Genomic DNA, 24,104 nt, shown 5'->3' on the forward strand with positions numbered 1-24,104 from the left:
TCTTTTGCGTTACTCTTTCACGTCGAAAATGACAGAAATTGGCAGGGAAAACCCGTGCGACACTGTAAATTAAATACTTACCTTTGCAATAGTGACATTAAAACGACAAAAAGACAAAATCAAATAACAAATCTGAAATGAAAGAATTTTTCAAAATGTTTTTCGCCTCGGTCCTCGGGGTTATAACGGCAGGAATCATCCTGTTTTGTATCTCTCTATTTATCTTTTTCGGCATCGTAGCCGGTATTGCCTCCAAGGCAACGGGAGGAGCTATTCCGAAAATCGAAGCAAACTCCATCCTACATATAGACAATTCCTCTTTCCCTGAGATCGTATCGGCCAATCCTTGGAGCATACTCACAGGCAAGGACGAAGCCGTATCGCTCTCACAGGCAGTCGAAGCCATCGGCCAAGCCAAAAATAATCCTAACATAACCGGTATTTTCCTCGATCTGGACGACCTTTCCGTCGGCATGGCATCGGCAGAGGAATTGCGTCGCGCGTTGCAGGATTTCAAGATGTCCGGCAAGTTCGTCGTATCCTATGCCGACAGATACTCCCAAAAGGGTTACTACCTCTCCAGTATTGCAGACAAACTCTACCTCAATCCGAAAGGAATGCTGGGGCTTATCGGGATTGCTACCCAAACGATGTTCTACAAAGATGCCCTCGACAAATTCGGCGTGAAAATGGAGATCTTCAAGGTTGGTACCTACAAGGCAGCCGTAGAGCCATTCATGCTCAACGGGATGAGCGATGCCAACCGCGAACAAATCACCACATACATAAACGGGCTTTGGGACAAGATCACATCCGATATTGCAGAGTCGCGCAAGACGGCAATGGACTCCGTGAAAATGTTTGCCGACAAAGGCGAAATGTTCGGCCTTGCGGAGAAAGCGGTGGAAATGAAGCTCGTAGACGAGCTGGCTTACCGTACCGATGTGGAGAAAGAACTCAAAAAGATGTCCCAGCGCGGAGAGAAAGATGAGCTTCGGTTCGTATCGCTTTCTCAGGTTCTGGCCAATGGCCCGATGAACAAAACGAAAGGCAGCCGGATCGCCGTTCTCTTTGCCGAAGGTGAAATAACGGAAGAAATAATAAAGAAGCCGTTCGACACCGATGGTAGCTCCATCACACAAGAACTCGCCGAAGAAATCAAGGCAGCAGCCGATGACGATGACATCAAAGCCGTAGTACTTCGTGTCAATTCTCCGGGAGGTAGTGCTTTCACTTCCGAACAGATATGGAAGCAGGTAGTGGATCTCAAGGCCAAAAAGCCTATCGTGGTCTCCATGGGCGACGTGGCAGCCTCGGGCGGATACTACATAGCCTGCGCAGCCAACAGCATCGTGGCAGAGCATACGACTCTGACCGGCTCCATCGGCATATTCGGCATGTTCCCGAACTTTGCAGGCGTAGCCAAGAAGATAGGAGTGAATATGGACGTCGTACAGACATCCAAGTATGCAGACTTGGGCAACACTCTCGCACCGATGACGGTCGAAGATCGTGCCCTCATCCAACGCTACATAGAGCAGGGCTACGACCTCTTCCTCACTCGCGTATCGGAAGGCCGCAACCGCACCAAGGCGCAGATCGACAGCATCGCTCAAGGCCGCGTATGGCTCGGCGACAAAGCTCTTGCACTCGGTTTGGTGGATGAGCTTGGAGGTTTGGACACAGCTATCAAACGGGCTGCGACACTGGCTCAGCTCGGTAGCAACTACAGCATAGAGTACGGCAAGACCAAGCGCAACTTCTTCGAAGAGTTGCTCTCCTCATCAGCGGCGGATATGAAGTCTGCCATCCTGAGTACCATTCTCTCCGATCCGGAAATAGAAGTTCTGCGCGAACTCCGCTCCATGCCGACCCGTCCTTCGGGCATACAGGCACGTCTCCCCTATTACTTCATGCCGTACTGATAAATGAGACAACCGTAATTGCCGAAGAGATGGATGCGCCTCGTATCAACAAGTGGCTCAAACCGCTTTCCGCCCTCTACGGGGTGGGCGTGAGGTTGCGCAACTATCTCTTCGACAAGAACGTCCTGATTTCGAACTCTTTCGACATCCCTATCGTCTGTGTAGGCAATATCACCATCGGCGGCACCGGTAAGACTCCCCACGTAGAATACCTGATTCGGCTCCTGCATCCACGCTATCGTATAGCGGTGGTTAGCCGCGGCTATAAGCGGAAAACCAAAGGGATGATCGTTGCAACCGAAGGATCGACTGCATGGGATATAGGAGACGAACCCCGTCAGATCAAACGAAAATATCCGGACCTGACCGTCATCGTAGATGCTGACCGGAGCAGAGCCATCGGCTATCTATGCGATCTGGCAGAAGAACAAAGGCCGCAGCTCATCATTCTGGACGATGGTTTCCAACACCGTAAGGTGAAAGCAGACCTGAACATAGTACTCACAGACTACAACCGTATTCTGACCAAGGACTATCTGCTTCCGGCCGGTCGTCTGAGAGAGCCTGCCGGCTCTATACAGCGAGCCGACATGGTAATCCTGACCAAATGCCCCGACGATCTTGCTCCCATAGATCTTCGAGCAGCCAAACGCGACTTGGCCTTATATCCGCATCAGAAGCTGTTTTTCTCCAAATTCCTGTACGGGCAGGGACTGAAGCCTTTGTTTTCCGATCAGCCTCCTTCGGCAGAAGTACACTCTGTGCTGGCTATCGCCGGAATAGCAAGTCCGAAACTGTTCTTCCGAGAGATCCGCACCCGATTCCCCTCCGGAACGGATCGCATCTATCCGGATCATCATGAGTTCACCGACAGAGAGATCGGTCTGCTCGTCGAAGATTGGCAGGAACTGTGCCGGAAAGATGCCGATGCCATAGTGGTATGTACCGAGAAAGATGCCATGCGACTGGCCCTACGGCGATCTTCTTTTCCGCAAGAGATGCAGGAAAGATTTTATTACCTGCCGGTAGAAGTAAAGCTGATGTTCGATCAGGAAAAAGTATTTGTCGATAGGCTGCTGGGAGTCATCCAACACAAAAAATAAGCGTAATGAAACGTACCGAAATATCTTCTCTGGGTGAGTTCGGACTCATCCGGCACCTCACCGATTGCGTCCGACTGAAAAACCCCGGCACCCTCAAAGGCATAGGGGACGATGCTGCCGTCATCTCATTCGATGAAGGCATGAAAGCACTTGTCACCACCGATATGCTCCTCGAAGGAATCCACTTCGACCTCACTTATACCCCTCTCAAACATTTGGGATACAAGAGTGCGGTAGTAAACTTCTCCGACATATATGCCATGAACGGTACACCGCGGCAGCTGACGGTTTCCATCGGCGTATCGGCACGGTTCTCGGTAGAGGATATAGAACAGATCTATCAGGGTATCCTCACGGCCTGCGATGTCTACGGCGTAGACCTCGTAGGAGGCGATACCTCGGCGTCGCTCACCGGATTGTGTCTGAGCCTGACCTGCATCGGGGAGGCACGAGAAGAGGAAATAGTGTATCGCAGCGGAGCCAAACCGACCGATCTGATCTGCGTGAGCGGAGACCTCGGCGCAGCCTATATGGGACTCCAGCTACTGGAGCGTGAGAAAGCGGTTTACCGGGGAGAGAAGGACTTTGCACCGGATTTCGCCGGTCATGAGTACATACTCGAAAGACAACTGAAGCCGGAAGCACGCAAAGACATCGTGGAGAAGCTACGCTCGGCCGGCATCAAACCGACAGCCATGATGGACATATCGGACGGGCTATCGTCCGAACTCCTCCATATAGCGCATGCCGGAAAGGTCGGCATCCGTATATATGACGACAAATTGCCCATCGACTACCAGACGGCAGCCATGGCGGAAGAGTTCAACATGAATCTCTCCACAGCCGCTCTGAACGGGGGTGAGGACTACGAATTGTTGTTTACCGTACCTCTCGCCCGTCTCGATGATATTCAGCGAATAGAGGGCATCCGCCTGATCGGCCATATTACGGAAGAGGCCGACGGTCACGTTCTCGTGGCACGAGACGGAACGGAGATTACCTTGGTGGCACAAGGATGGAATGCAGCAAAGGCTCTGAATGGGTAGTATCCGACTGCAAAACCTCACAGAAGGGGAAATAAAAGGACGTCTGCTCCGACTGGCTCTGCCCATCATGGGTACTTCCTTCGTGCAGATGGCTTATAGCTTTACCGATATGGCCTGGTTAGGCCGGTTGGGTAGCAAGTCCGTAGCAGCCGTAGGTATTGTGGCGGTACTGACGTGGCTCTCCAGTTCCATATCGGCTGTCAATAAGACCGGCAGTGAAGTGACGATAGGCCACAGTCTCGGCAAGGGTTCCATCGAGGAAGCACGACGATACGCTTCGCACAACGTTTCGATGTCCCTGCTGATCTCCTCCGTCATCGCTCTTCTGTTTTTCCTTTTCCCACACTTTTTCCTCGGCATATATCATTTGGAGGACGATGTACACGCTTTGGCTCTTACCTACCTGCGCATAGTGGCATGCGGCCTGCCTTTCACCTTTGCAGCCACCGCATTCAGTGGCATCTACAACGGAGCCGGCCTCAGCTCTATACCCTTCAAGGTCAGTAGCACGGGGCTGGTACTCAATATGATTCTGGATCCGTTGCTGATATTCGGACTGGGATGGGGGACGATCGGAGCGGCCATAGCCACGCTGATCGCTCAGATATTCGTATTCGTTCTGTTCGTTTACAGGCTCAGATGGCAGGACAAGCTGTTGGATTGCTTCCCGTTCTTCGTCCGACCGGACAATATACATAGCGGTCGCATCTTGCGTATCGGTCTGCCTGTAGCTGCTCTCAACTCTCTCTTCGCCATCATCAATATGATGCTTGGCCGTCTGGCTTCGCAGCAAGGAGGACATATCGGAGTGGCAACGCTGACTACGGGCGGACAGCTGGAAGCCATCACTTGGAATACTTCGCAAGGATTCAGCACGGCACTAGCTACTTTCGTGGCTCATAATTACGCTGCCCGTCAGGGCAAACGTATATTTTCTGCCTATCGTTATACCCTACTCTACTGCTCCGTTTTCGGCATTCTCGGCACAGTGCTTTTCGTTTTCTTCGGTAATGAAGTATTCCGACTTGTGGTACCGGAAAAAGAAGCCTATCTGTCGGGAGGTATTTATCTGCGCATCAGCGGCTATTCCCAGCTACTGATGATGTTGGAAATAGCCACTCAAGGCCTGTTCTACGGGACGGCACGGACGGTTTTCCCTGCCGTTATCAGTATCGGAGGGAACCTCCTGCGGATTCCACTGGCTCTGCTGCTTATCGGTATGGGCTTCGGACTGGAATCGGTATGGTGGGCGATCAGCCTCTCATCCATGCTCAAAGGTGTAGCCATCGTGTGTGGACTACCCTATCTCAACAGACGTATCAAACGACATAGCCAACCCCTACCCGCTTCGCAATGAAATACATCGCATATACATTCGAACTCACATGCCGACCGGACGAACTGACTTTGGAGACGGCATACGACCTGCTTAGTGCCGAACTTGCCGAAATAGGATTCGAGAGTTTCGAGCAAAATGAGACTTGTCTTCGTGCCTATATCCCTGCCTCCACCGATATAGCATCCGACATTCCTGCACTATTGGAGCGGTTTCTGCTGCCGGATCTTCTGTGGCAATACTCATCCGAGATCCAGCCCGACATCAACTGGAACGAACAGTGGGAAAAGAACTTCTTCCGCCCCATTCGGATCGAAGACAAATGCCTCGTACGAGCACCTTTCCATCCGACCGATCCGGATATACCGCTCGAGCTGATTATTTCTCCTCAAATGGCCTTTGGGACAGGGCACCATGAGACTACTTCGCTGATGATGAGCTATCTTCTCGATATGGATTTGCGTGGATTGAGAGTTCTGGACATGGGTTGCGGTACGGGGATCCTTGCCATCTTAGCTCGCAAGCTCGGAGCCTCTTCTGTCACAGCTATCGACATAGACGACTGGTGCATACGCAACACGGGCGAGAATGCAGCTCTCAATGGAATTCGGGATATTGATGTTCGTATAGGCGACGCATCTCTTCTTGCCGATTGTCCGATGTTCGATCTGATTATCGCAAACATCAATCGTAATATTCTGCTGAACGATATGTCCGCATACAGATCCCGACTCGGTAATGGTGGCACCCTGCTGTTAAGCGGTTTCTATACGGAGGATATACCGATCCTTACTGAATGCGCCGGAACGCTGGGTCTGACTCATTCGAAAACGCGCTCACGTAACAACTGGGCTGCACTGCGGTTTACCGCCGGCTCCTAAAAGATAAAAAGGGGCGAGAGCTTCGGGAAGCACAGGAAACTAAAAAGAAAGTGTCCCGCACCTTGCAGTACGGGACACTTTCTTTTTGTGAGGTATAGGATATTCGAGTTATCTGAAGAGTGTGCCGGCGGCGATCTCATCGGCTACCTGATCACCGCATAGGTAACGAACCACTTCTATGGCAAATGCAAAGACACAGGCAGGGCCTTTGCCCGTAATAACATGTCCGTCACGTGTGGCAGCCTCACCCGTATAATCGGCACCTTCGAGTTTGGATTCAAAACCCGGATAGCAAGTAGCTTTTCTGCCACGGACAAAACCCAAACCACCGAATACCAAAGGAGCCGCACAGATAGCTGCCACAAGCTTTTGGGCGGCATAATGTTCGCTTAGAAGTCGGCGAAGAGGTTCGCAGCTATTCAGATTATCGGCTCCGGGGAGTCCTCCCGGCAAAACCAAAGCATCCACTGCCGGCAAATCGGTCATCAGACGATCGGCCTTAACGGTGATCCCATTGGCTCCCTCTACATAGAGCGAATCCGTAATGGAAACAAATTCGGCGGCTACGCCTCCCCGACGAAGAATGTCGAGCGTGCCTACGGCTTCGGTCTCTTCGAAACCGGGAGCCAGAAATACTAATGCTGTCTTTTTCATATTCCTTATGTTTTTTACTTGATGTCGAAATGATAGGTGATCACTCCCTCCTGATCTCCGCCCCCTGCTATGGCATTGAAACGAGTAGTCTTGGCTGCTTCTATAGCTGCTCGCTGAGCGGCAGCATCCGTGATATTGGTACCGCGCAGACGGATGGAAGCATCGGTCACACGTCCGGCATTGTTTACGACGATGTTTACCCGTACCGTGCCACGAATAGGTTTGCTGTAGCGAGGCTTTTCCGGATAGCCACCATTGCCCACGATAGTACGGCCGGTGAGCGAGTACGAAGAACCGCTACCTCCGGGATTGCCCTGATTGCCATTGGCCTGCGTGCCCGTACCTTGTGTATTGCCTTGCTCGGCACCTCGTCCGAATGCTCCGGCCACATTATTATTGATGGCCTTGCCTGCTTCGGCCTTGCGCTTACGCTCGGCTTCCGCAGCTGCCTCTGCCCGTTTGCGAGCCTCTTCAGCTTCACGCTTGCGTTTCATTTCAGCTTCTTGACGAGCCTTTTCGGCTTTGGCCAAGTGAGGAGCCGGCTCTACGTCCTGATGGAGGTCGGACTCGGCCGGTGCCTGTGGCTTTTTGACTGCGGGCTGTTTCTGCGTTGGAGTTTGTTCCGTCTGTACATCGGGATTGGATGCCGTTTCCTGTGGTGCCGGCTCGAAAGCTCCGGACGAAAGCTCCGTGATTCCGAAATTGACGAGTATCAGCTCTTCCGGTTCTTCGCGCGGAGCGGCACGAAGATGCAGCACGAACAAGAGGGCGATCAGTGCGACATGTGCCCCCACCGATACGGCTATGGCAACGGCATTGCGTTTGACTTTCTCTTGTTGCATGAACTTACTTTTTACTTTGGGCTTTGGTGGCCAGCACCACCTTCATCTTATTCTCCCCGGCCATACTCAGCACCTTCACGATCTCGCGATACGGGACATTCTCATCGGCATATATGGCTACGTACATCTCGGGATTGCGACTCTGCTCCTGAAGCAAGAGGGGAAGTATCTCCTCGAAAGCGACCTCATGCCCTTTGTCCTGACCGAAAGCGGCGAAATAGCGCATATCTTCTGAAATAGTGATCCGCGCCAAAGGAGCTTCGGGGGCAGGTTGTTTATTGGCAGAGGGAAGAGATACGCGCAACGCATTGGGTACGATGAGCGTACTGGTCACCATGAAGAAGATGAGCAGCAGAAAAATCACGTCGGTCATAGAAGCCATGCTAAAGACCTCCGTGACCTTAGTTTTACGTTTCAGACTCATTTTTTGATGGGTTCGTTAAGGAGATCCATAAACTCAAGAGTCTTGGTTTCCATCTTATTGACCACCTTATCCACCTGAGCTACGAGATAGTTGTAGGCGAAGAGCGTTACGATACCGACCACAAGACCGCCTACAGTCGTTACCAAGGCTTCGTATATACCTCCCGAGAGGAGCGCTACATCCACTCCGCCATTGCCGGCATTGGCCATATCGAAGAAAGCACGCACCATACCCGTTACAGTACCCAAGAACCCGATCATGGGTGCTCCGGCTGCAATGGTGGCAATAATGGGCAGTCCTTTTTCCAGCTTACCGATTTCGATGTTTCCGGTATTCTCTACGGCTACCAGTATGTCGTTCATCGGTCGTCCCAGTCGGGTGATCCCCTTGGCTATCATACGGGCAGAAGGGGTAGCCCTGTCCTGACAAAGACGCATGGCCGATTCTATCTTACCCTCGTGGATATAGTCCTTGATCCGATCCATGAACGAATTGTCCTCCCTGCCGGCAGCCCTGATCTCCATCACCTTGCGAACGAATATGTAGATGGCCAAGAGCGAAAGGACTGCCAGTACGACCATGATCCAACCGCCTTTGAGAGCCAGATCCATAATGGACAGGGTAGCTTCTGCCGGTGCGGCAACGGGAGTATTGACAGTAGCGAGGGAGTCGATAGGAGTCCCTGCCGACTGAACGGGGATTTGCAGAAAAGGAATGCTAGGGATATTCATTGGATTATCAATGTGATTGTTACTGTTTCGATTTTTATTTATAACGCGAGTTGGTCTCGATATTGTCTGATGGTCTCCTCCAGTCCCAAATAGAGAGCATCGGCAATCAGTGCATGGCCGATGGAAACTTCGTCCAAATGGGGCAGTCGCTCGGCAAAGTAACGGAGGTTGTCCAGATTCAAGTCGTGTCCGGCATTGATACCGAGACCGAGCGAATGAGCGTGTGCCGAAGCCTTGACATAGGGCTGTACGGCAGCAGCCATGTCCTTATGATAGGTGGCTGCATACGGCTCGGTGTATAGCTCTATCCGGTCTGTGCCTGTCTTGGCAGCCCACGAGATATTGTCCAAGTCGGTATCGATGAATATGGAAGTCCTGATACCCCAGGTATGGAACTGCTCCACCAGACGACAGAGATGGTCGTAGTTCCGGGCTACATCCCATCCGGCATTGGAGGTCAGGACATCGGGGGCATCGGGTACCATGGTCACCTGCTCGGGACGGATTTCCTCGATCAGCCGGATGAAACGCTCGTCGGGATTGCCCTCTATGTTGAACTCTGTGGTCAGTGCCTTTTTCAGGTCGTACACATCCGACCGACGGATATGGCGTTCGTCGGGACGCGGATGGACGGTAATCCCCTGTGCGCCGAACCGCTCACAGTCGAGAGCCACTTGGAGGACATCGGGGACATTGCCTCCGCGTGCATTGCGGAGGGTAGCTATCTTATTTACATTTACGCTTAGCCTTGTCATTCTGATTATTACTAATTTTGCGAACCATGCAAATGTAACGTTTATTTGCTGATCCCTACGAGAAGAGAAAGAGACTCATGAAGAAAATAGCCATATTCGGCAGCCATCACAAAAGCGAACAGGGAGCTTCCATCAAGGCTTTGATCCTGAAGCTGGAAGAAGCCGGTACACCTCTTTACATAGAGCGCAAATTCCTCTCCTTTCTTGAGCAGGATCTGGACTTCCATCCGGCCATTTGCGGAGTGATAGACACCCTGCCCGAGCATATCGACTACGTGATCTGTATGGGCGGCGATGGTACATTCCTGCGCACGGCACATCAGATCGGCGTTTCGCAGATCCCTGTTTTGGGCGTGAATACCGGCCGACTGGGCTTCCTCACCGATGTCGATTGCCACGAAGCCTCGGAGCTGATCACACGCCTGCTGGATGGCGACTTCACCATCGAGACCCGTTCCCTGCTGGAAGTGACCGAAGGCAACGGCTCCTCTCCCTCCTACGCCCTGAACGAAGCAGCCATACTGAAACGCGAAACCGGCTCGATGATTCGGGTAAATGCCTACCTCAACGACGACTATCTGGCGGCTTACGATGCCGATGGTCTCGTGGTGGCCACGCCCTCCGGCTCCACGGCCTATTCTCTGAGCGGAAATGGCCCTATCATCATGCCTGCCTGCCGGAACTTCGTCCTTACGCCCATCGCTCCCCACTCGTTGAATATGCGTCCGCTGGTCGTTCCGGACGATACGGCGATCCGCCTCGAAGTAGACTCGCGCAGTCGGAATTACCTCTTGGTGCTGGACGGACGAACCAGAACGCTCCCTTGTGACACATCCATCCTACTCAAACGTGCTCCTCACACGCTGCGAATGATCCGTCTGCGTCCGCACTCCTTCGCCGAGACCCTGAGGCGCAAGCTCATGTGGGGAGCAGCCGTAAGATAAAGACACTGAGGACAGCGGACACGAGCCAACAGACACTTACCATAGACTACTCCCATAATGGAAGAAAATACAACCATGGTGCTGCGCACCGAAGATCTGGTCAAACGCTACCGAAACCGCACGGTCGTGAATCACGTGTCGATAGAGGTTCGGCAAGGAGAGATCGTAGGGCTGCTCGGGCCAAACGGAGCCGGCAAGACGACGACTTTCTACATGACCACCGGGCTGGTCGTCCCCAACGAAGGACGGATATTCCTCAATGATCAGGACATCACCCAATACCCCGTCTACAAACGAGCACGCGCCGGCATCGGCTATCTGGCACAGGAGGCATCCATATTCCGCAAAATGTCCGTGGAGGACAACATCCTCTCCGTCCTCGAAATGGCCGGATTGCCCAAGACCTATCAGCACGAAAAGCTGGAGAGCCTGATAGCCGAATTTCACCTTGAGAAAGTACGCAAGAATCTTGGCGACCGCCTCTCCGGCGGCGAGCGGCGTCGTGCCGAGATAGCCCGCTGTCTGGCCATATCGCCTCGGTTCATCATGCTGGACGAACCCTTTGCCGGTGTCGATCCTATCGCCGTGCAGGACATTCAGGCCATCGTGGCCAAACTCAAGGACAAAAACATCGGCATCCTCATCACCGACCACAACGTCCACGAAACGCTCAGCATCACGGATCGCGCCTATCTCCTCTTCGAGGGCAAAGTGCTGTATCAGGGCACGGCCGAAGAGTTGGCTGCGAACGAAGTGGTGAGGGAAAAGTATCTAGGACGCGACTTCGAACTCCGCCGCAAACGATTCGACTGATTTCGCTGCACCTGCCGTCTGCCGGTACCTTATAGCTGTTTTTTCGTCATTTCAGGCATGCTGTCCGCTTGTCCAATCAGTTTATTTGATTTCCTTTGCGTTCAGTGAAAGCAGTAATGCAGAGTGAATGGTTTAGCAGGAACCGGTAGATTTCTTTATTTCTTTGGTACGGATATGAAGATATGACACACAGATCGTTAACCGAATTCGGCAATTTCTCTTTTACCTTGTTTCATTAAAAAACCAAAGATGAGTATGAACATCTACGTAGGGAATCTGAACTATCGGGTTCGCGAAGAAGACCTCACAGGTCTGTTGCAACAGTATGGCGTCGTAACGAGCGCAAGAGTAATCACAGACAGAGAGACCGGCCGCTCACGCGGATTCGGCTTCGTCGAAATGGAAGACGAGAACGATGCACGCCGTGCCATCGAAGAGCTGTTCGATCAGGAATTTCAAGGTCGTAAGCTGATCGTCAAAGAAGCACTGGAACGTCCCGAACGTGCTCCTCGCCGTACTTTCCGTCACGAAGATCGCTATTGATCCTTCTCCCACTTCCGGCAAGCCGTATCACAACGCCGATACGGCTTTCTCTCTGAGAGGTCTCCCTCTATTATTCTGACGACACGAATTACAAGACAGGCCGCAGGCACACCATCATACGGTGTTCACCTGCGGCCTGTCTTGCATCTGCTTGCACCCTGACGGCCCCTGTCCCAAGCCATCCCAACCGCAACGAAACACACCTCGCACCGAACATTCCACCCCCCGAACTTGCCATCCGATACAGAGTAGATAGTATCCTCTATCAATAGACCATAGTATCCTCTCATATGAGACTATAGTATCTTCTCATATGAGACTATAGTATCCTCTCACATGAGACCATAGTATCCTCTCATGTGAGACCATAGTATCCTCTCGTATAAGCTTACCAGATAAGCCGGTAGCACCGCCCTACCATCCATTGAGTACAGGATAAGACAAAAAGGGTGTATCGACAACTCCAATTCCACGAGACTCAAGCTCGAAATCGGGGTTGTGATACACCCTTCTCTTCCTATCGATGGCCCCTCCTCCTTCAGGAGAGAATAACGATTTATTCTTTTGTTATCAGTCGGCTGATTTTCCTATGGCCTTTACACTGCATATCGACGACATAATTGCCTCGTCCCAAATTGGAAACATCGATACTCAACTTAGAACTACCGGAATTGGCGGTCACCACAACCGGCCTGCCATACATATCTATAATACGAATGGCCGTTACATCACTTACATTGTCCAGCATCAGCCTATCCGTTGTCGGATTGGGATAAATCCGAATACCTGCTTGCTCTATCTCTTGCAGGCCTTGGTAGTTCAGGATTCTGATGTCATCCATAGCCATTTGATAAGTACCGTTTTTCACGAAAGCCACCTTGATGTCTTTCCCCTTCCATTGAGCCAAATCGAAAGTGTATTCTTCCACATAATGAAAAGGAGAGTTGAACTCATTGGCCAATAAATATCCCTGCTCCCAAGCCTCTTTGGAATAGTCGTATATCATGATATAGAACTTGTTCACATAGTTGGCTTCGGAGTGGTACCACAACCAGAATTTAATCAGAGTTGAGCCGCCGTTAGGCACCTCGAACTGGGGAGTCATCAGCCAGTCATGCTTGGGCTGCCACTGAAGCGTACCACCGATCCATGCGGCAGAATCACCTGAATGAACGAAGCCAAAACCGCCCTGCGGGTCCGTCAATGCCCACATTTCCCATGCTTCCAGACCGCTGGAAGGATAGGGTTGAGGCTTTTTCGTAATAGCACTTGAGACTCCTGTAGTCCAACCCTCATCAAAACCGGGTCCTTCGAAACTTGTAGAAATCAAGGCCTCCTGAGAAAATCCGATAAGATGGAAGCAGAAACTCAATATCAAAACAGCGAATATCCTTTTCATAATACTAATATCCAAAATTGTCTATTGATTCGACATTGTAAAATGAGACACTACTATATTAGATCGCAAATTTTCCCGTGAAGACATGATCTTTGCCGATCTCGACACGATACATATACGTACCTTTGGGATAGCGCCCCAAGAGCACCTGCTCCGATGGGGCGACGGTCTGACGGCAGATGAGCTTGCCGTCCATGCTGTACACAGCTATCTGAGCTTCAGCATATTCACCCGACAAGGTCAGAGTGGCTGTATTCTTGTCAAAGAGCACCTGATACTGCATATCGGAAACAAACTCTACAGCAGTATCTGTGGCAACTTTCCGCTTGAAGACACCACCATAATCGACATGGAATCCCGACAAGAAAACCTCATCTCCGATAAAGGCAAAATTGAGAGGTGTGATATAAAAATCCTGGAAACTGTTGGGGAAGTCTTCGTTGAAATCCACCCACGTTTTACCTTCGTCGAGGGTATAGAAAACACCGTTGGTCGTACTACCTACATACAATACATCCCCATTGGAAGCCATAGCTCGGGCATCGTTGGTAAGGATTTCTGCAGGAGCTGCAACCGGTTCCCAATTCTCGCCATCGGATGTCTTTAGGATAAAGAAGGGTCCGTTGGGCGCGCTGTGTCCCACATACAGATTACCCTTGTGAATAGCCGTGCAGGAAGGATAAAGAGTCTCCCTTATAAACACCCACTTAGTAGCGGCTTCGTCATACTTGAATATGCCTCTGACCGTAAAAGCATACAATACTTCCTTATAAGCCTTCATGGCATACACATAGCATGCTTCATCGAGAGCTACAAGAGCCGAAACATCCGTATTCTTCCACGTCTCGCCCATGTCATCCGAATAGGCTATACCGGCACCAAAACCCGAGGCAAAGAGTTTGCCCTTAAAGAACTCCAATCCATAGCAGTCCGTGATCTCCACGCCCGAAGGGAAGACGGTACCGAAATTAGAAAGGCGCCAATTCTGACCGTTATCGTCCGAACGTGCAATAGAGCCTCCGAATCCACCTAAAAAGATAGTCTGCCCCACCTGACAGCTACTCGTATAAGCAACATCCGACAGCGCGGGAATCTCTGTATAGGTATCTCCCTTATCGGTAGATATGCGCACTCCCAGCGGAGGCACATAAGCACCAGCCAACAGATTGCCATTGGGTGTACTACAGACCAGCCAAGGCGTTTTCGACGGATACTGCGTTGGTTTCCACTGCGCATAAGAAGTCAGTTGCAAACCGAAGAGCAATGAACAAAATGCCCCAAGCCTCAAAAGGCTTTGCCATTGAGGGCGAAATTTGACTGTAAAATTTCCAATCATAATGGTTTTATGTTTTTAAAAAAGAGAAAATGATGTGCTTCGTTGATATTTTAATTGAAATACATGCCCAAAAGATCTTCACAAACCATAGATCTCAATTTTAGAGATATTATGGTAGGACAGCAAGTATTATCAATTACATTTTTGACCAGCCAAAGATAAGAATGTTTTCCGATTAAAATCTAACAAAATCTAATAATATAGAGGAAATATCTCGCAAAATGCACGATCCACTCCCATCTAACAAACAAAAACACCAATCACAAACAAATCGAGATGACAATATGACAAAATACAGGGCAGAGGTTTTCTCAACATGGCATTACTGATTCAACGCACATTAATCTTTGAGATTAAACCAATTATAACATTTATAAAAAAGATAAATCCAAATAAAAATAACAACTACAGCCGGAAAATAAAATAAACGCATTTAGCACAACAATTAAAAACACCCACCTAAGTGTCCGGCCATAGTCGATCTGAGTATGTAGAGAACTTTATCGGGCATCCACGACAGACAAAAATGAAAGACTACAAACTCATCATTAGGAAACATTTTCGATTCTCCGGGTATAAGCATTCTTGTTATATTTGCCACCGACGAGGAGCTGGAAGATAACTCCAAATACACTTTCCAATATCTTATCAGCCAAACACAAATAGATCAACATAAACAGCTAAATGACAACCAGACATGCACAGCACCTATTCGCGCATCCCATCCATATGCTATGAGAGCAGCTACAATAGATATCCTATTCAGACCATCTTACCCGCACCACATTAGAAAAGAGCGTACAGTCAATCATGTATAGGGGCGGGTTAGACCTCCGATAATCCCCCAAAAAGCAAAGGCACCCGTTGAGTTTGCAGTAAAACTCGGTGGGTGCCTTTGCTTTACCTTCCGACGAACGAGCCCCTTCAATGCTCCGATTTATATACAAATCACTTACGATCTATATATTTATCGAAAACGATTTGTATACAAATTTGAAACGTTTTATATATAAATCGTTTTCGATTTATATATAAAACATTACACCAACTCCCCAAAAGTAGATTCTCATCTGCAATCGTTCGTTTTCTTGTCTTTTTTGCTTCAATTTTCCCTCCATATCGGATGCTTATTTAGAATCATTCCAAACTCAGCTTCGTTGTTGAAAACTTTTTTGGCGCGTATTTCTGCTATGACGGAGAGGTTTTCAAGCTCTTTTTGTTGGACTTTTTTCCGGTGCATCCACCTCCTTAGATTTTGCTGCTACCGTTGTATAGGACAAACAAAAAAGTGTATCGCACAACTCCAATTCGACGAGACATAAGCTCGAATTTGGGTTGTACGATACACCCTCTTATTGTCATAGAAGTGCGTTCGGGAAAGCCCCCCCCGAAGCATTCGAAAGGCTTACTCTTTTGTGATCAGTCGGCTGATTTTTCTATGCCCCTTATACTGCATATCCACAACGTAATTGCCTCGTACCAAATGAGAGACATCGATATTCAGCATCAAATTACCCGAATTAGCGGTCGCAATCATCTGCCGGCCATGCATATCGATAATGCGAACAGCTACCACATCTGCAGCATTCTCCAGCATGAGTACATCCGTGACAGGGTTCGGATAGACGCGAATACCCACTTGGTCTATCTCCTGTAGTCCCTGATAGTTCACGATCCTGACGTCGTCCATAGCCAATTGGTAGGTACCGTTTTTCACAAAAGCCACCTTGATGCTTTTTCCTTTCCATTGAGCCAAATCGAAGGAGTATTCCTCCACATAGTGCAATGGGGAATTGAACTCGTTGGCTAACAGATAACCCTGCTCCCAAGCCTCTTTGGCATAGTCGTATATCATGATATAGAACCTATTCACATACGTAGCTTCAGAGTGATACCACAGCCAGTATTTGATCAAGGTAGAACCGCCGGCAGGCACCTTGAACTTCGGAGTCATCAGCCAGTCGTGTATAGACGTCTGGTCGAGCGTGGCACCTATCCACGCAGCAGAATCACCGGAGTGCACATAGCCGAACCCACCCTGCGGATCTGTCAGATCCCACTGTTCCCAAGGTTCCAGACCGGTGGTAGGATAAGGCTGGGGGCCTGTCGTGATAGCATCGGAGACTCCCGTCGTCCAACCCGGATCAAACCCCGGCCCCTCAAAGCTTGTAGAAATAAGAGGCTCTTGCGCCCTACCAATGAGATTAAAGCACAAACCTAATACCAAAAGAAATAACAACTTCCTCATAACATTTCGAATTAAATGACACATTTATTGTTTTACAATACTTCTCGACTTATATATCACACCACCCAAAGGTATTATCGCAAATTTAGCATAAAAGAGATAAGAAGTAGCAGGTACAAACACCCAAATGAATCGTAAAACCGATATGGATAGCCACAACGAGAGTTAAAGCCTCTTCGTTTTAAGCATGAGAAGGTCACTATGCTTGCAAAGAATATGCAGCATTCTATCCAAGTCACCTCGGACAGTCCGCTATAGATATTATATATGTGGGGAAGAGGAAGTCAGAGTTAAAAAAGAAAAGGCCTTTTAACCTGTGCGCTTCATTCGCAGAATCAAAAGGCCTTCTTAAAAGCTAATACAATCAAAAGGACAATGGACTGTTTTTGGGATCTTGGCAACCTCAGGCTGGGAGTCTTATCTACAAATCAGTCTTTTTCATCCCAAGAAATTGTTCCTGACGAGATGCTATCGGAGGTAGTCAATGAAAATCAGGGGGGATATCCCCCCTCCTACCACAAAAGCAGATAACTTCCGACGGGAGATAGTCTTATCTCCTGCGACCGATCAGGTTAAGAAACTCTTCGCGAGTGGTAGACTCCTCAAAAGCTCCTGTAAAGTCGCTGGTAGTGGTCAGAGAGTTCTGCTTCTCCACACCACGCATCTGCATGCACATATGCTGTGCTTCGATAACAACGATAACACCCAGAGGGTTTAGCGTATTCTGGATGCACTCCTTGATCTGGGTGGTCAGACGCTCCTGCACTTGCAAACGACGAGCAAAGACATCGACTACTCGGGGCAATTTGCTCAGTCCCGTTATATACCGATTGGGGATATAGCCCACATGGGCCTTACCAAAGAACGGCAACATGTGGTGCTCGCACATCGAAAAGAAATCGATGTCCTTGACGATGACCATTTGCTGATAATCTTCTTCGAACATGGCTGCACGAAGAATAGCTTCAGGATCCTCGTTATATCCTTTGGTCAAAAACTGCATGGCCTTGGCCACACGTAGCGGAGTTTTGAGTAGCCCCTCGCGCTTAGGGTCTTCGCCGAGCAACGACAGTACTTGGGCGTAATGCTGTTGCAAGCGGCTGCAAGCTTCTTCTTTTTCTATTTCTGTCATTTGTCAGTAACCTTGACGAATCTTATCTCGTACGATGTAAATCTCTCGTGCGTATGAAGGGAATGATTTTTTCAGTAGCTGTTTGGCTTCCTCTGCTTCTTCCCGAGAAGAGAAATCTCCTACAAGAAGACGCCAAAAGGGTGCACGGTAGGTCAGGTAGCAACGCATCTCAGGATGCAACTGTGCGATCTGTGCCGCCCGGTAATTTGCTTCCCGCTTAGAGGTAGCCACATTACCATTATATACCTGTACCCGATAGCCATGCACCAGACGAATATTGCTCTCGCCCTCGATCAGACCGGCTAAACGCCCGGACACCTTGCCCACAGCAGCTTTTACCGATGCAGGCTGGTAGATGATAATGGTGCCTTCGCCTTCGCGTTCTGCACTAAGAGCTTCAAAGATACTGATCGGAGCTTTGCTATGCGCCGATGTAGAAACCTGAGCTTCTGATGACGAATAGCAAATCAACGAAAGCAATAGGAGACTGAAAAAGAAAATCGGTTTCATCTCGTTTGTTTTTCCTTTTGAAATAAAACTCGCCCAAAAGGGTGTCAAAAATAATATGCAATCTTAGAATGCTTCTATGATAGGCAGGAACTTATCCACAGAGAGAGAAGCTCCTCCAATAAGGCCGCCATCTACATCCGGACGGCTAAAGAGCTCTTTGGCATTAGCAGCATTGCAGCTGCCTCCATAGAGAATGGAACAACCGTCAGCGACTTCTTTCCCATACTTGGCAGCGATGCTCTTGCGGATATGTGCATGCATCTCTTGAGCCTGGTCTGACGTAGCTGTCTTGCCCGTACCGATAGCCCATACAGGTTCGTAAGCAAGGATCAATTTGGCAAAGTCCGTCTGATCCAGTGCAAAGAGAGCTTCCTCTATCTGACGGGCTACTACCTCGAAGTGCTTGCCGGCTTCGCGCTCTTCCAGGACTTCACCGACACAGAAAATAGGAGTCAGATCGTTAGTCAAAGCCAACTTTACTTTCTCCATCAGGATTGCAGACGTTTCGTGGTAGTATGCACGGCGCTCGCTATGTCCTATGATCACATACCGAGCACCGGTACTGGCTACCATGGCCGCAGATACTTCTCCCGTATATGCACCCGATTCTTTATCGGCACAGTTCTCTGCTGCAACTGCGATACGTGTGGTATCAATAGCTGCTGCAATACTTGCCAAATGAATAAACGGGGTTCCGATAATCACGTCACAGTTGATCGTACGCCCTTTCAAAGCGGCGTCCAACTCCTTCGCCAATGCAACTCCCTCCTGAAGGGTTTTGTTCATTTTCCAATTGCCTGCTACGATGTTTTTTCTCATACTGATAATGGTTTTACAGGATTAGTATATGTCAAAATTTCAATACTTTGCTATTTTATTTCTGCTCGGCCTTGCTGTTTTTCTGTTTCATTGCGGCGTGGTCCGATATTGAGAACGATCTTCCGGACAATTCCGAACAAAAGGAGGGCAACCCACAACACTAAAACGGATAAACGGCCCCAATAGGAAGGTTGATAAAGTTCCTCTCCTATATATCGATCGAAAAAAGCTTGGGCTTGTCCCACACCGGGGAAATTTGCATCGCTAATCTTACCCTTGATAATGCCATCCTGCAGGATAACCAAAGAGGGATTGCCCCGTGTAATGGTCTTAACGGTAACGGCATCAAGGAAAAGCATCGGGTAATCGGCTCCGGTATTGTATCGCCACGTAGAAATATCGTCCGAACCAGAAGCCGACACCCCATAGAAATCCCAACCATGTGCACGAGCATAATCATACATCTCGGCGATATTGTCCATTTTGTCGTCACTTGCTTTCTCCCAGTTAGGCGATAGAAGCAAGAGGGTTATGCCCTTTTTATTGACGATCTCGGAGGTCACGTCTTCGCCCCCACGAAGCAAAAGGAAATCGGTGACGGGAGGAGTATAACCCTTTTTTATCAGCTTCTCATGCCTATCTACGTATGTCCAACTATCGTCAGGCAAATGATTCATATCGAAATCCTGTCGCTTGCCATTCTTTTCGTAGACAAAGACGTATTCATATTCATCCTCCGGAGCACCGGCCGGTACTTGTGTAAGCTCACGTAGTGATTTGCCGACCTTGAAAGGTCTGAAATCTACCATTGGCAGATGGATCTGATTGGCGATGGTAAAGATTACGATACCAGCAACCGCCAAAATGGCTGGAAGCCAACGACCGTTGGCCGAATACAACGTTTGTATCCGGCGGGGTTTCTTGAGCAAAAAGGCGGCTGCTACAAAGAGAACCACATTTTTCAAAAAAGTGTGCCAATTAGTCAATAGGAATGCCTCTCCGAAGCATCCGCAATCAGCCACCGGATTGAATATGGCCAGATAGAGTGTAAGCGGAGTCATGACGGCCATGAAGATAAAAATGAATCGTGCCGCCATACGCCTGTATATACCCATCAAGAGAAATGCACCCAGAATGAACTCGCTACAGCAGAGCAAAATACTGAGGGTAAGGGATAAGCCTTCGGATTTAGGCCAACTGAAAACAGTAAAGTACTCACCGATTTTAATCGCCCCACCCTGCGGATCGATAGCCTTCAATAAGCCTGAAACGATGAAGGTCAGACCTAATATGATTCGAGAAAGTTCAGCGAGGAAACGTTTCATCCGTTCAACTGTATCAATGCAAAGATGGCATAGTTGATCATATCCATGTAGTTGGCATCCACGCCCTCGGATATATATGTCTCACCGCCAAGATCTTCGATCTCTTTAGTACGGAATACCTTAGTCAGAATCAAATCGGCGAATGAAGACACACGCATCTGCCTCCACGCCTCTCCGTAGTCATGATTCTTGTCGAGCATCAGCGACATGGCCCCACGAATCTTGAGGTCGTACAGACGTAGAGCTTCCTCTGTCTCCATCTTAGGTGTGTCAGCTACTCCCAACTCCAATTGGATGAGGGCTATTACACCATAATTGACGACACCGATAAACTCAGGCTCCACTCCTTCATCCACCTTACTCAAACCTTTCATCTGAATATTTCGAATGCGGTTGGCCTTGATATAAAGCTGATCGGTCAGAGATGACGGACGCATCACCCGCCACGAAGCTCCATAGTCGTGCAGTTTTTTCTGAAAAACCTCACGACAAATACCGATCACATGCTCGAACTGCTCTGCTGTATTTGGCATGACTATAGTTATTTCTTTGTTTGTTTCTCCTCCGTTTTTTCCACTTGTTCGACTTTTTCCTCTTCGGCTTTCTTGCCAAAGGAATATATATCGGTAGTATCGACAACTTTTTCTTCGAGCAAAGCTTCTTTCAGTACCTCGTTGATATTGGACACATAGTGGAACGTCAGACCCTTCAGATAGATATCGTTTATCTCCTCAATGTCTTTGCGATTCTCTTCGCACAGGATTATCTCTGTGATCCCCGAACGCTTGGCGGCCAATATCTTTTCCTTGATTCCACCTACAGGAAGCACCTTTCCTCTCAGAGTGATTTCTCCTGTCATGGCAATACCGGCTCGCACTTTTCGACGGGTAAGAGCCGACACCAGCGAAGTCACCATCGTAATACCCGCACTCGGTCCGTCTTTCGGGATAGCACCTTCGGGAACGTGTACGTGTACCTGCCAATTATTGAAAATCTCCTGAGAGATGCCCAACTCATCGCTATGGGCACGAATATAATCCAAGGCTATTACGGCCGACTCTTTCATTACATCGCCCAGATTACCCGTAAGTGTGAGCTTCGGTTCGCGTCCACGGTGCAGACTCGTCTCGATGAACAGAATCTCTCCCCCCACCGAAGTCCAAGCCAATCCGATCACAACGCCTGCATCGCCATTACCTTGATAGCGATCGCGCGTATAGCGAGGTGCTCCCAAGAAAGTAACCAAGTCGGACGGTTCCACCTTGGTAGTATGTACCACATTCATGGCGGCCTCCTTTGTTATCTTACGGATCACAGCTGCGATCTGCTTCTCCAACGTACGCACTCCACTCTCTCTCGTGTAGTCGTCGATCAGCTTTTCTATGGTTTTTTTGGAGAACTTGATGTCGTTCTTTCTGAATCCATGCTCCACAAGTTGCTTTGGGATCAGATGGCGGGCAGCGATCTCCACTTTTTCTTCTATGATATAACCGCTCACATCGATCAGCTCCATTCTGTCCAAAAGAGGACGAGAGATACTGCTCAGACTGTTGGCTGTAGCGATGAAAAGAACATGACTGAGGTCGAAGTCTATATCCAGATAATTGTCATGAAAAGCATTGTTCTGCTCCGGATCAAGGACTTCGAGCAAAGCAGAAGAAGGATCGCCCTTGTAGTCGCTGTCGATCTTGTCTATTTCATCGAGGACAAAGACGGGATTAGATGTACCTGCTCGCTGCAAACTCTGAATGATCCGTCCGCACATAGCACCGATATAAGTACGTCGGTGACCACGAATCTCGGCTTCGTCATGCAAGCCCCCTAAAGAAATGCGTACATATTTACGCCCCAAGCTCTCGGCAATGCTCTTGCCAAGAGAGGTCTTACCCACTCCCGGAGGACCGTACAGACAGATGATGGGCGACTTCATATCGCCTTTCATTTTTAGGACAGCCAGATGCTCTATGATTCTCTCTTTTACTTTCTCAAGGCCGAAATGATCCCTTTCCAAAACGGACTGGGCACGCTTCAGGTTGAAATTATCTTTACTGAATACACCCCATGGCAGACTGATGATGGTCTGTACATACTGCATCTGTACGGAGTAGTCGGGTGATTGAGGATGTAGCCGTTCCAGCTTGCGGAGTTCTTTCTCGAAAGTCTCTGCCACCTCGCTGCTCCACTTCATCGTAGCAGCTTTGGTACGCAGCTCTTGCACCTCAATATCGTTTATATTGCCACCCAGTTCCTCCTGAATCGTCTTGATCTGCTGTTGCAGGAAGTACTCTTTCTGCTGCTTGTCCATCTCCTCACGGGTCTTCATCTGAATGGAAGCTTTCAGTTCCATTACCTGAAGCTCTTTGTGCAAGAGATAGAGGAGGCGATAGCCACGATCCTTCATCTTGCTGATTTCCAGCAATTCTTGCTTGACGGCTATGCTCGTGGATATATTGGCCGATGCAAAGTTGATCTGATACATCGGATTCTTGTTCCGTCTCATCGAGAGAATAAGCTCACGAGGGGGCCTCTCGACCATCAGCTCCATCATCTTCAGACTCATATCCTGTATGGTGGATACGAGTGCTTCGAACTCGTGATCTTTGTTCTTTCCGGGGAGAATGTCGGGGAGCAGCTTTACGCGCCCCTTCATAAAAGGCTCCGTAGCCGTTATCTCCTGCAGTGCAAATCGCTGGCGGCCTTGTACGATAGCCGTAGTAGTACCATCGGGCATCTCCAGCACCCTGATGATCTCAGCCACGACCCCGACATCATACAGATCTGCACGATCCGGTTCCTCCACATCCATATCGCGCTGTGAAACGGCACCGAAATAGACACCCTTCTTCTCCACGTAGCGGATCAGCTTGAGCGATTTTTCTCGTCCGACCATGATAGGCATAGCCACACCGGGGAAGAGAATCATATTGCGGAGAGCCAGAATCGGCATCTCCTCCTGCATATGATCTTCTTTCACCTTGAAATCCTCATCCTCTTCACAAACGGAAAGCACCGGAAAGAACACGGGGAAACCATCATCCTCATCGTCATCTCCCAGGCGTATATATTTTCTATCAATCATCTTTTGTCTTCGTTTATACGGCTCAAAATACTGAGTTACAAATATACGAAATCCCGTTGGGCTTCCGAAAAAACGAGCCAAAGCGTCAGGGTTGACGCATTAAAAAAACAGCTTTCTGAGTCCATTGCACAATGCAAGGATTATATGACTATGTTCTTTCAAGTCATTTTTGCCTATTGAGGCAGTGTTTCTCAGCGGTGGTATTCTTCTTCCCCCTTACCCCGACCTTGTGGGTTATTTCCCACAGGGTCGGGGATTT

The 24,104-nt window shown here is 49.2% G+C and carries 22 protein-coding genes; 8 read left to right on the forward strand and 14 right to left on the reverse strand.

Features of this window, described 5'->3' with window-relative positions; all coding sequences use genetic code 11:
* Positions 1-137: 137 nt before the first annotated feature.
* The 5 genes from sppA to prmA are packed head-to-tail and all read left to right on the forward strand — an operon-like array spanning position 138 to position 6,291.
* Positions 138-1,925, forward strand: a complete 1,788-nt coding sequence (gene sppA / locus F452_RS0104430; protein WP_026292179.1) for a signal peptide peptidase SppA — start codon at positions 138-140, stop codon at positions 1,923-1,925.
* 29 nt (positions 1,926-1,954) lie between these two features.
* A complete protein-coding gene (gene lpxK, locus F452_RS0104435; RefSeq protein ID WP_018965037.1) occupies positions 1,955-3,028 on the forward strand; it encodes a tetraacyldisaccharide 4'-kinase in 1,074 nt (357 codons plus the stop codon).
* 5 nt (positions 3,029-3,033) lie between these two features.
* Positions 3,034-4,074 (forward strand): thiamine-phosphate kinase, encoded by a 1,041-nt coding sequence (gene thiL, locus F452_RS0104440; protein WP_018965038.1) that lies wholly within the window; start codon positions 3,034-3,036, stop codon positions 4,072-4,074.
* Positions 4,067-5,431, forward strand: a complete 1,365-nt coding sequence (locus F452_RS0104445) for an MATE family efflux transporter (protein ID WP_018965039.1) — start codon at positions 4,067-4,069, stop codon at positions 5,429-5,431. Before thiL ends, F452_RS0104445 begins: the two co-directional genes overlap by 8 nt.
* Complete coding sequence (gene prmA / locus F452_RS0104450) at positions 5,428-6,291, forward strand: 50S ribosomal protein L11 methyltransferase (RefSeq protein ID WP_018965040.1); 864 nt, start codon at positions 5,428-5,430, stop codon at positions 6,289-6,291. Before F452_RS0104445 ends, prmA begins: the two co-directional genes overlap by 4 nt.
* 108 nt (positions 6,292-6,399) lie before the next feature.
* Here the strand turns inward: prmA and F452_RS0104455 are convergent, their stop codons facing one another.
* Genes F452_RS0104455 through pdxJ form a run of 5 tightly spaced genes read right to left on the reverse strand, consistent with a single transcriptional unit; the run spans position 6,400 to position 9,697 of the window.
* Positions 6,400-6,945 carry a DJ-1 family glyoxalase III gene (locus tag F452_RS0104455; RefSeq protein WP_018965041.1) on the reverse strand — a complete coding sequence of 182 codons (546 nt, stop codon included), beginning with the start codon at positions 6,943-6,945 and terminating at the stop codon, positions 6,400-6,402.
* A 14-nt stretch (positions 6,946-6,959) separates the two neighbouring features.
* Complete coding sequence (locus F452_RS0104460; protein WP_018965042.1) at positions 6,960-7,787, reverse strand: energy transducer TonB family protein; 828 nt, start codon at positions 7,785-7,787, stop codon at positions 6,960-6,962.
* 4 nt (positions 7,788-7,791) lie between these two features.
* Positions 7,792-8,211 carry an ExbD/TolR family protein gene (locus tag F452_RS0104465; protein WP_010956094.1) on the reverse strand — a complete coding sequence of 140 codons (420 nt, stop codon included), beginning with the start codon at positions 8,209-8,211 and terminating at the stop codon, positions 7,792-7,794.
* On the reverse strand, positions 8,208-8,942 hold the full coding sequence (locus F452_RS0104470; RefSeq protein ID WP_018965043.1) for a MotA/TolQ/ExbB proton channel family protein: 735 nt from the start codon (positions 8,940-8,942) through the stop codon (positions 8,208-8,210). The genes F452_RS0104465 and F452_RS0104470 overlap by 4 nt, the downstream gene beginning before the upstream one ends.
* 38 nt (positions 8,943-8,980) lie before the next feature.
* The gene (gene pdxJ, locus F452_RS0104475) at positions 8,981-9,697 is read right to left on the reverse strand and encodes a pyridoxine 5'-phosphate synthase (protein WP_018965044.1); all 717 of its coding nucleotides are present in this window, start codon (positions 9,695-9,697) and stop codon (positions 8,981-8,983) included.
* Between the two features lie 77 nt (positions 9,698-9,774).
* On the opposite strand from pdxJ, the gene F452_RS0104480 reads away from it, so the two are divergent.
* The 3 genes from F452_RS0104480 to F452_RS0104490 all read left to right on the forward strand — a co-directional run bounded on the left by F452_RS0104480 (position 9,775) and on the right by F452_RS0104490 (position 11,997).
* Positions 9,775-10,641 (forward strand): NAD kinase, encoded by an 867-nt coding sequence (locus F452_RS0104480; protein ID WP_018965045.1) that lies wholly within the window; start codon positions 9,775-9,777, stop codon positions 10,639-10,641.
* A gap of 57 nt (positions 10,642-10,698) precedes the next feature.
* Positions 10,699-11,454 (forward strand): LPS export ABC transporter ATP-binding protein, encoded by a 756-nt coding sequence (gene lptB / locus F452_RS0104485; protein WP_010956092.1) that lies wholly within the window; start codon positions 10,699-10,701, stop codon positions 11,452-11,454.
* A gap of 249 nt (positions 11,455-11,703) precedes the next feature.
* A complete protein-coding gene (locus tag F452_RS0104490) occupies positions 11,704-11,997 on the forward strand; it encodes an RNA recognition motif domain-containing protein (RefSeq protein ID WP_018965046.1) in 294 nt (97 codons plus the stop codon).
* A 556-nt stretch (positions 11,998-12,553) separates the two neighbouring features.
* Here the strand turns inward: F452_RS0104490 and F452_RS0104495 are convergent.
* From F452_RS0104495 to lon, 9 genes are all read right to left on the reverse strand, one after another.
* Complete coding sequence (locus F452_RS0104495) at positions 12,554-13,396, reverse strand: T9SS-dependent choice-of-anchor J family protein (protein WP_018965047.1); 843 nt, start codon at positions 13,394-13,396, stop codon at positions 12,554-12,556.
* A 58-nt stretch (positions 13,397-13,454) separates the two neighbouring features.
* Positions 13,455-14,732: a T9SS type A sorting domain-containing protein gene (locus F452_RS0104500; RefSeq protein WP_039443850.1), complete on the reverse strand. Its 1,278-nt coding sequence runs from the start codon at positions 14,730-14,732 to the stop codon at positions 13,455-13,457.
* A gap of 1,405 nt (positions 14,733-16,137) precedes the next feature.
* Positions 16,138-16,980, reverse strand: coding sequence for a T9SS-dependent choice-of-anchor J family protein (locus tag F452_RS0104515; RefSeq protein WP_026292181.1), 843 nt, complete (start codon positions 16,978-16,980; stop codon positions 16,138-16,140).
* A gap of 550 nt (positions 16,981-17,530) precedes the next feature.
* Entirely contained in the window at positions 17,531-18,112 is a 582-nt protein-coding gene (gene folE, locus F452_RS0104520; protein WP_004585175.1) for a GTP cyclohydrolase I FolE, read from the reverse strand.
* Between the two features lie 3 nt (positions 18,113-18,115).
* Positions 18,116-18,622, reverse strand: coding sequence for an SPOR domain-containing protein (locus F452_RS0104525; RefSeq protein ID WP_018965052.1), 507 nt, complete (start codon positions 18,620-18,622; stop codon positions 18,116-18,118).
* Positions 18,623-18,685: 63 nt separating this feature from the next.
* Positions 18,686-19,441: a triose-phosphate isomerase gene (tpiA, locus tag F452_RS0104530; protein ID WP_018965053.1), complete on the reverse strand. Its 756-nt coding sequence runs from the start codon at positions 19,439-19,441 to the stop codon at positions 18,686-18,688.
* Between the two features lie 50 nt (positions 19,442-19,491).
* Positions 19,492-20,766 (reverse strand): BT_3928 family protein, encoded by a 1,275-nt coding sequence (locus tag F452_RS0104535; protein WP_018965054.1) that lies wholly within the window; start codon positions 20,764-20,766, stop codon positions 19,492-19,494.
* Positions 20,763-21,299: a DUF1599 domain-containing protein gene (locus tag F452_RS0104540; RefSeq protein WP_018965055.1), complete on the reverse strand. Its 537-nt coding sequence runs from the start codon at positions 21,297-21,299 to the stop codon at positions 20,763-20,765. Before F452_RS0104540 ends, F452_RS0104535 begins: the two co-directional genes overlap by 4 nt.
* A gap of 8 nt (positions 21,300-21,307) precedes the next feature.
* Positions 21,308-23,845, reverse strand: coding sequence for an endopeptidase La (lon, locus tag F452_RS0104545; RefSeq protein WP_018965056.1), 2,538 nt, complete (start codon positions 23,843-23,845; stop codon positions 21,308-21,310).
* Positions 23,846-24,104: the final 259 nt, after the last annotated feature.

The sequence above is a fragment of the Porphyromonas gulae DSM 15663 genome (assembly GCF_000378065.1).
GTDB classification, from domain to species: Bacteria; Bacteroidota; Bacteroidia; order Bacteroidales; family Porphyromonadaceae; genus Porphyromonas; species Porphyromonas gulae.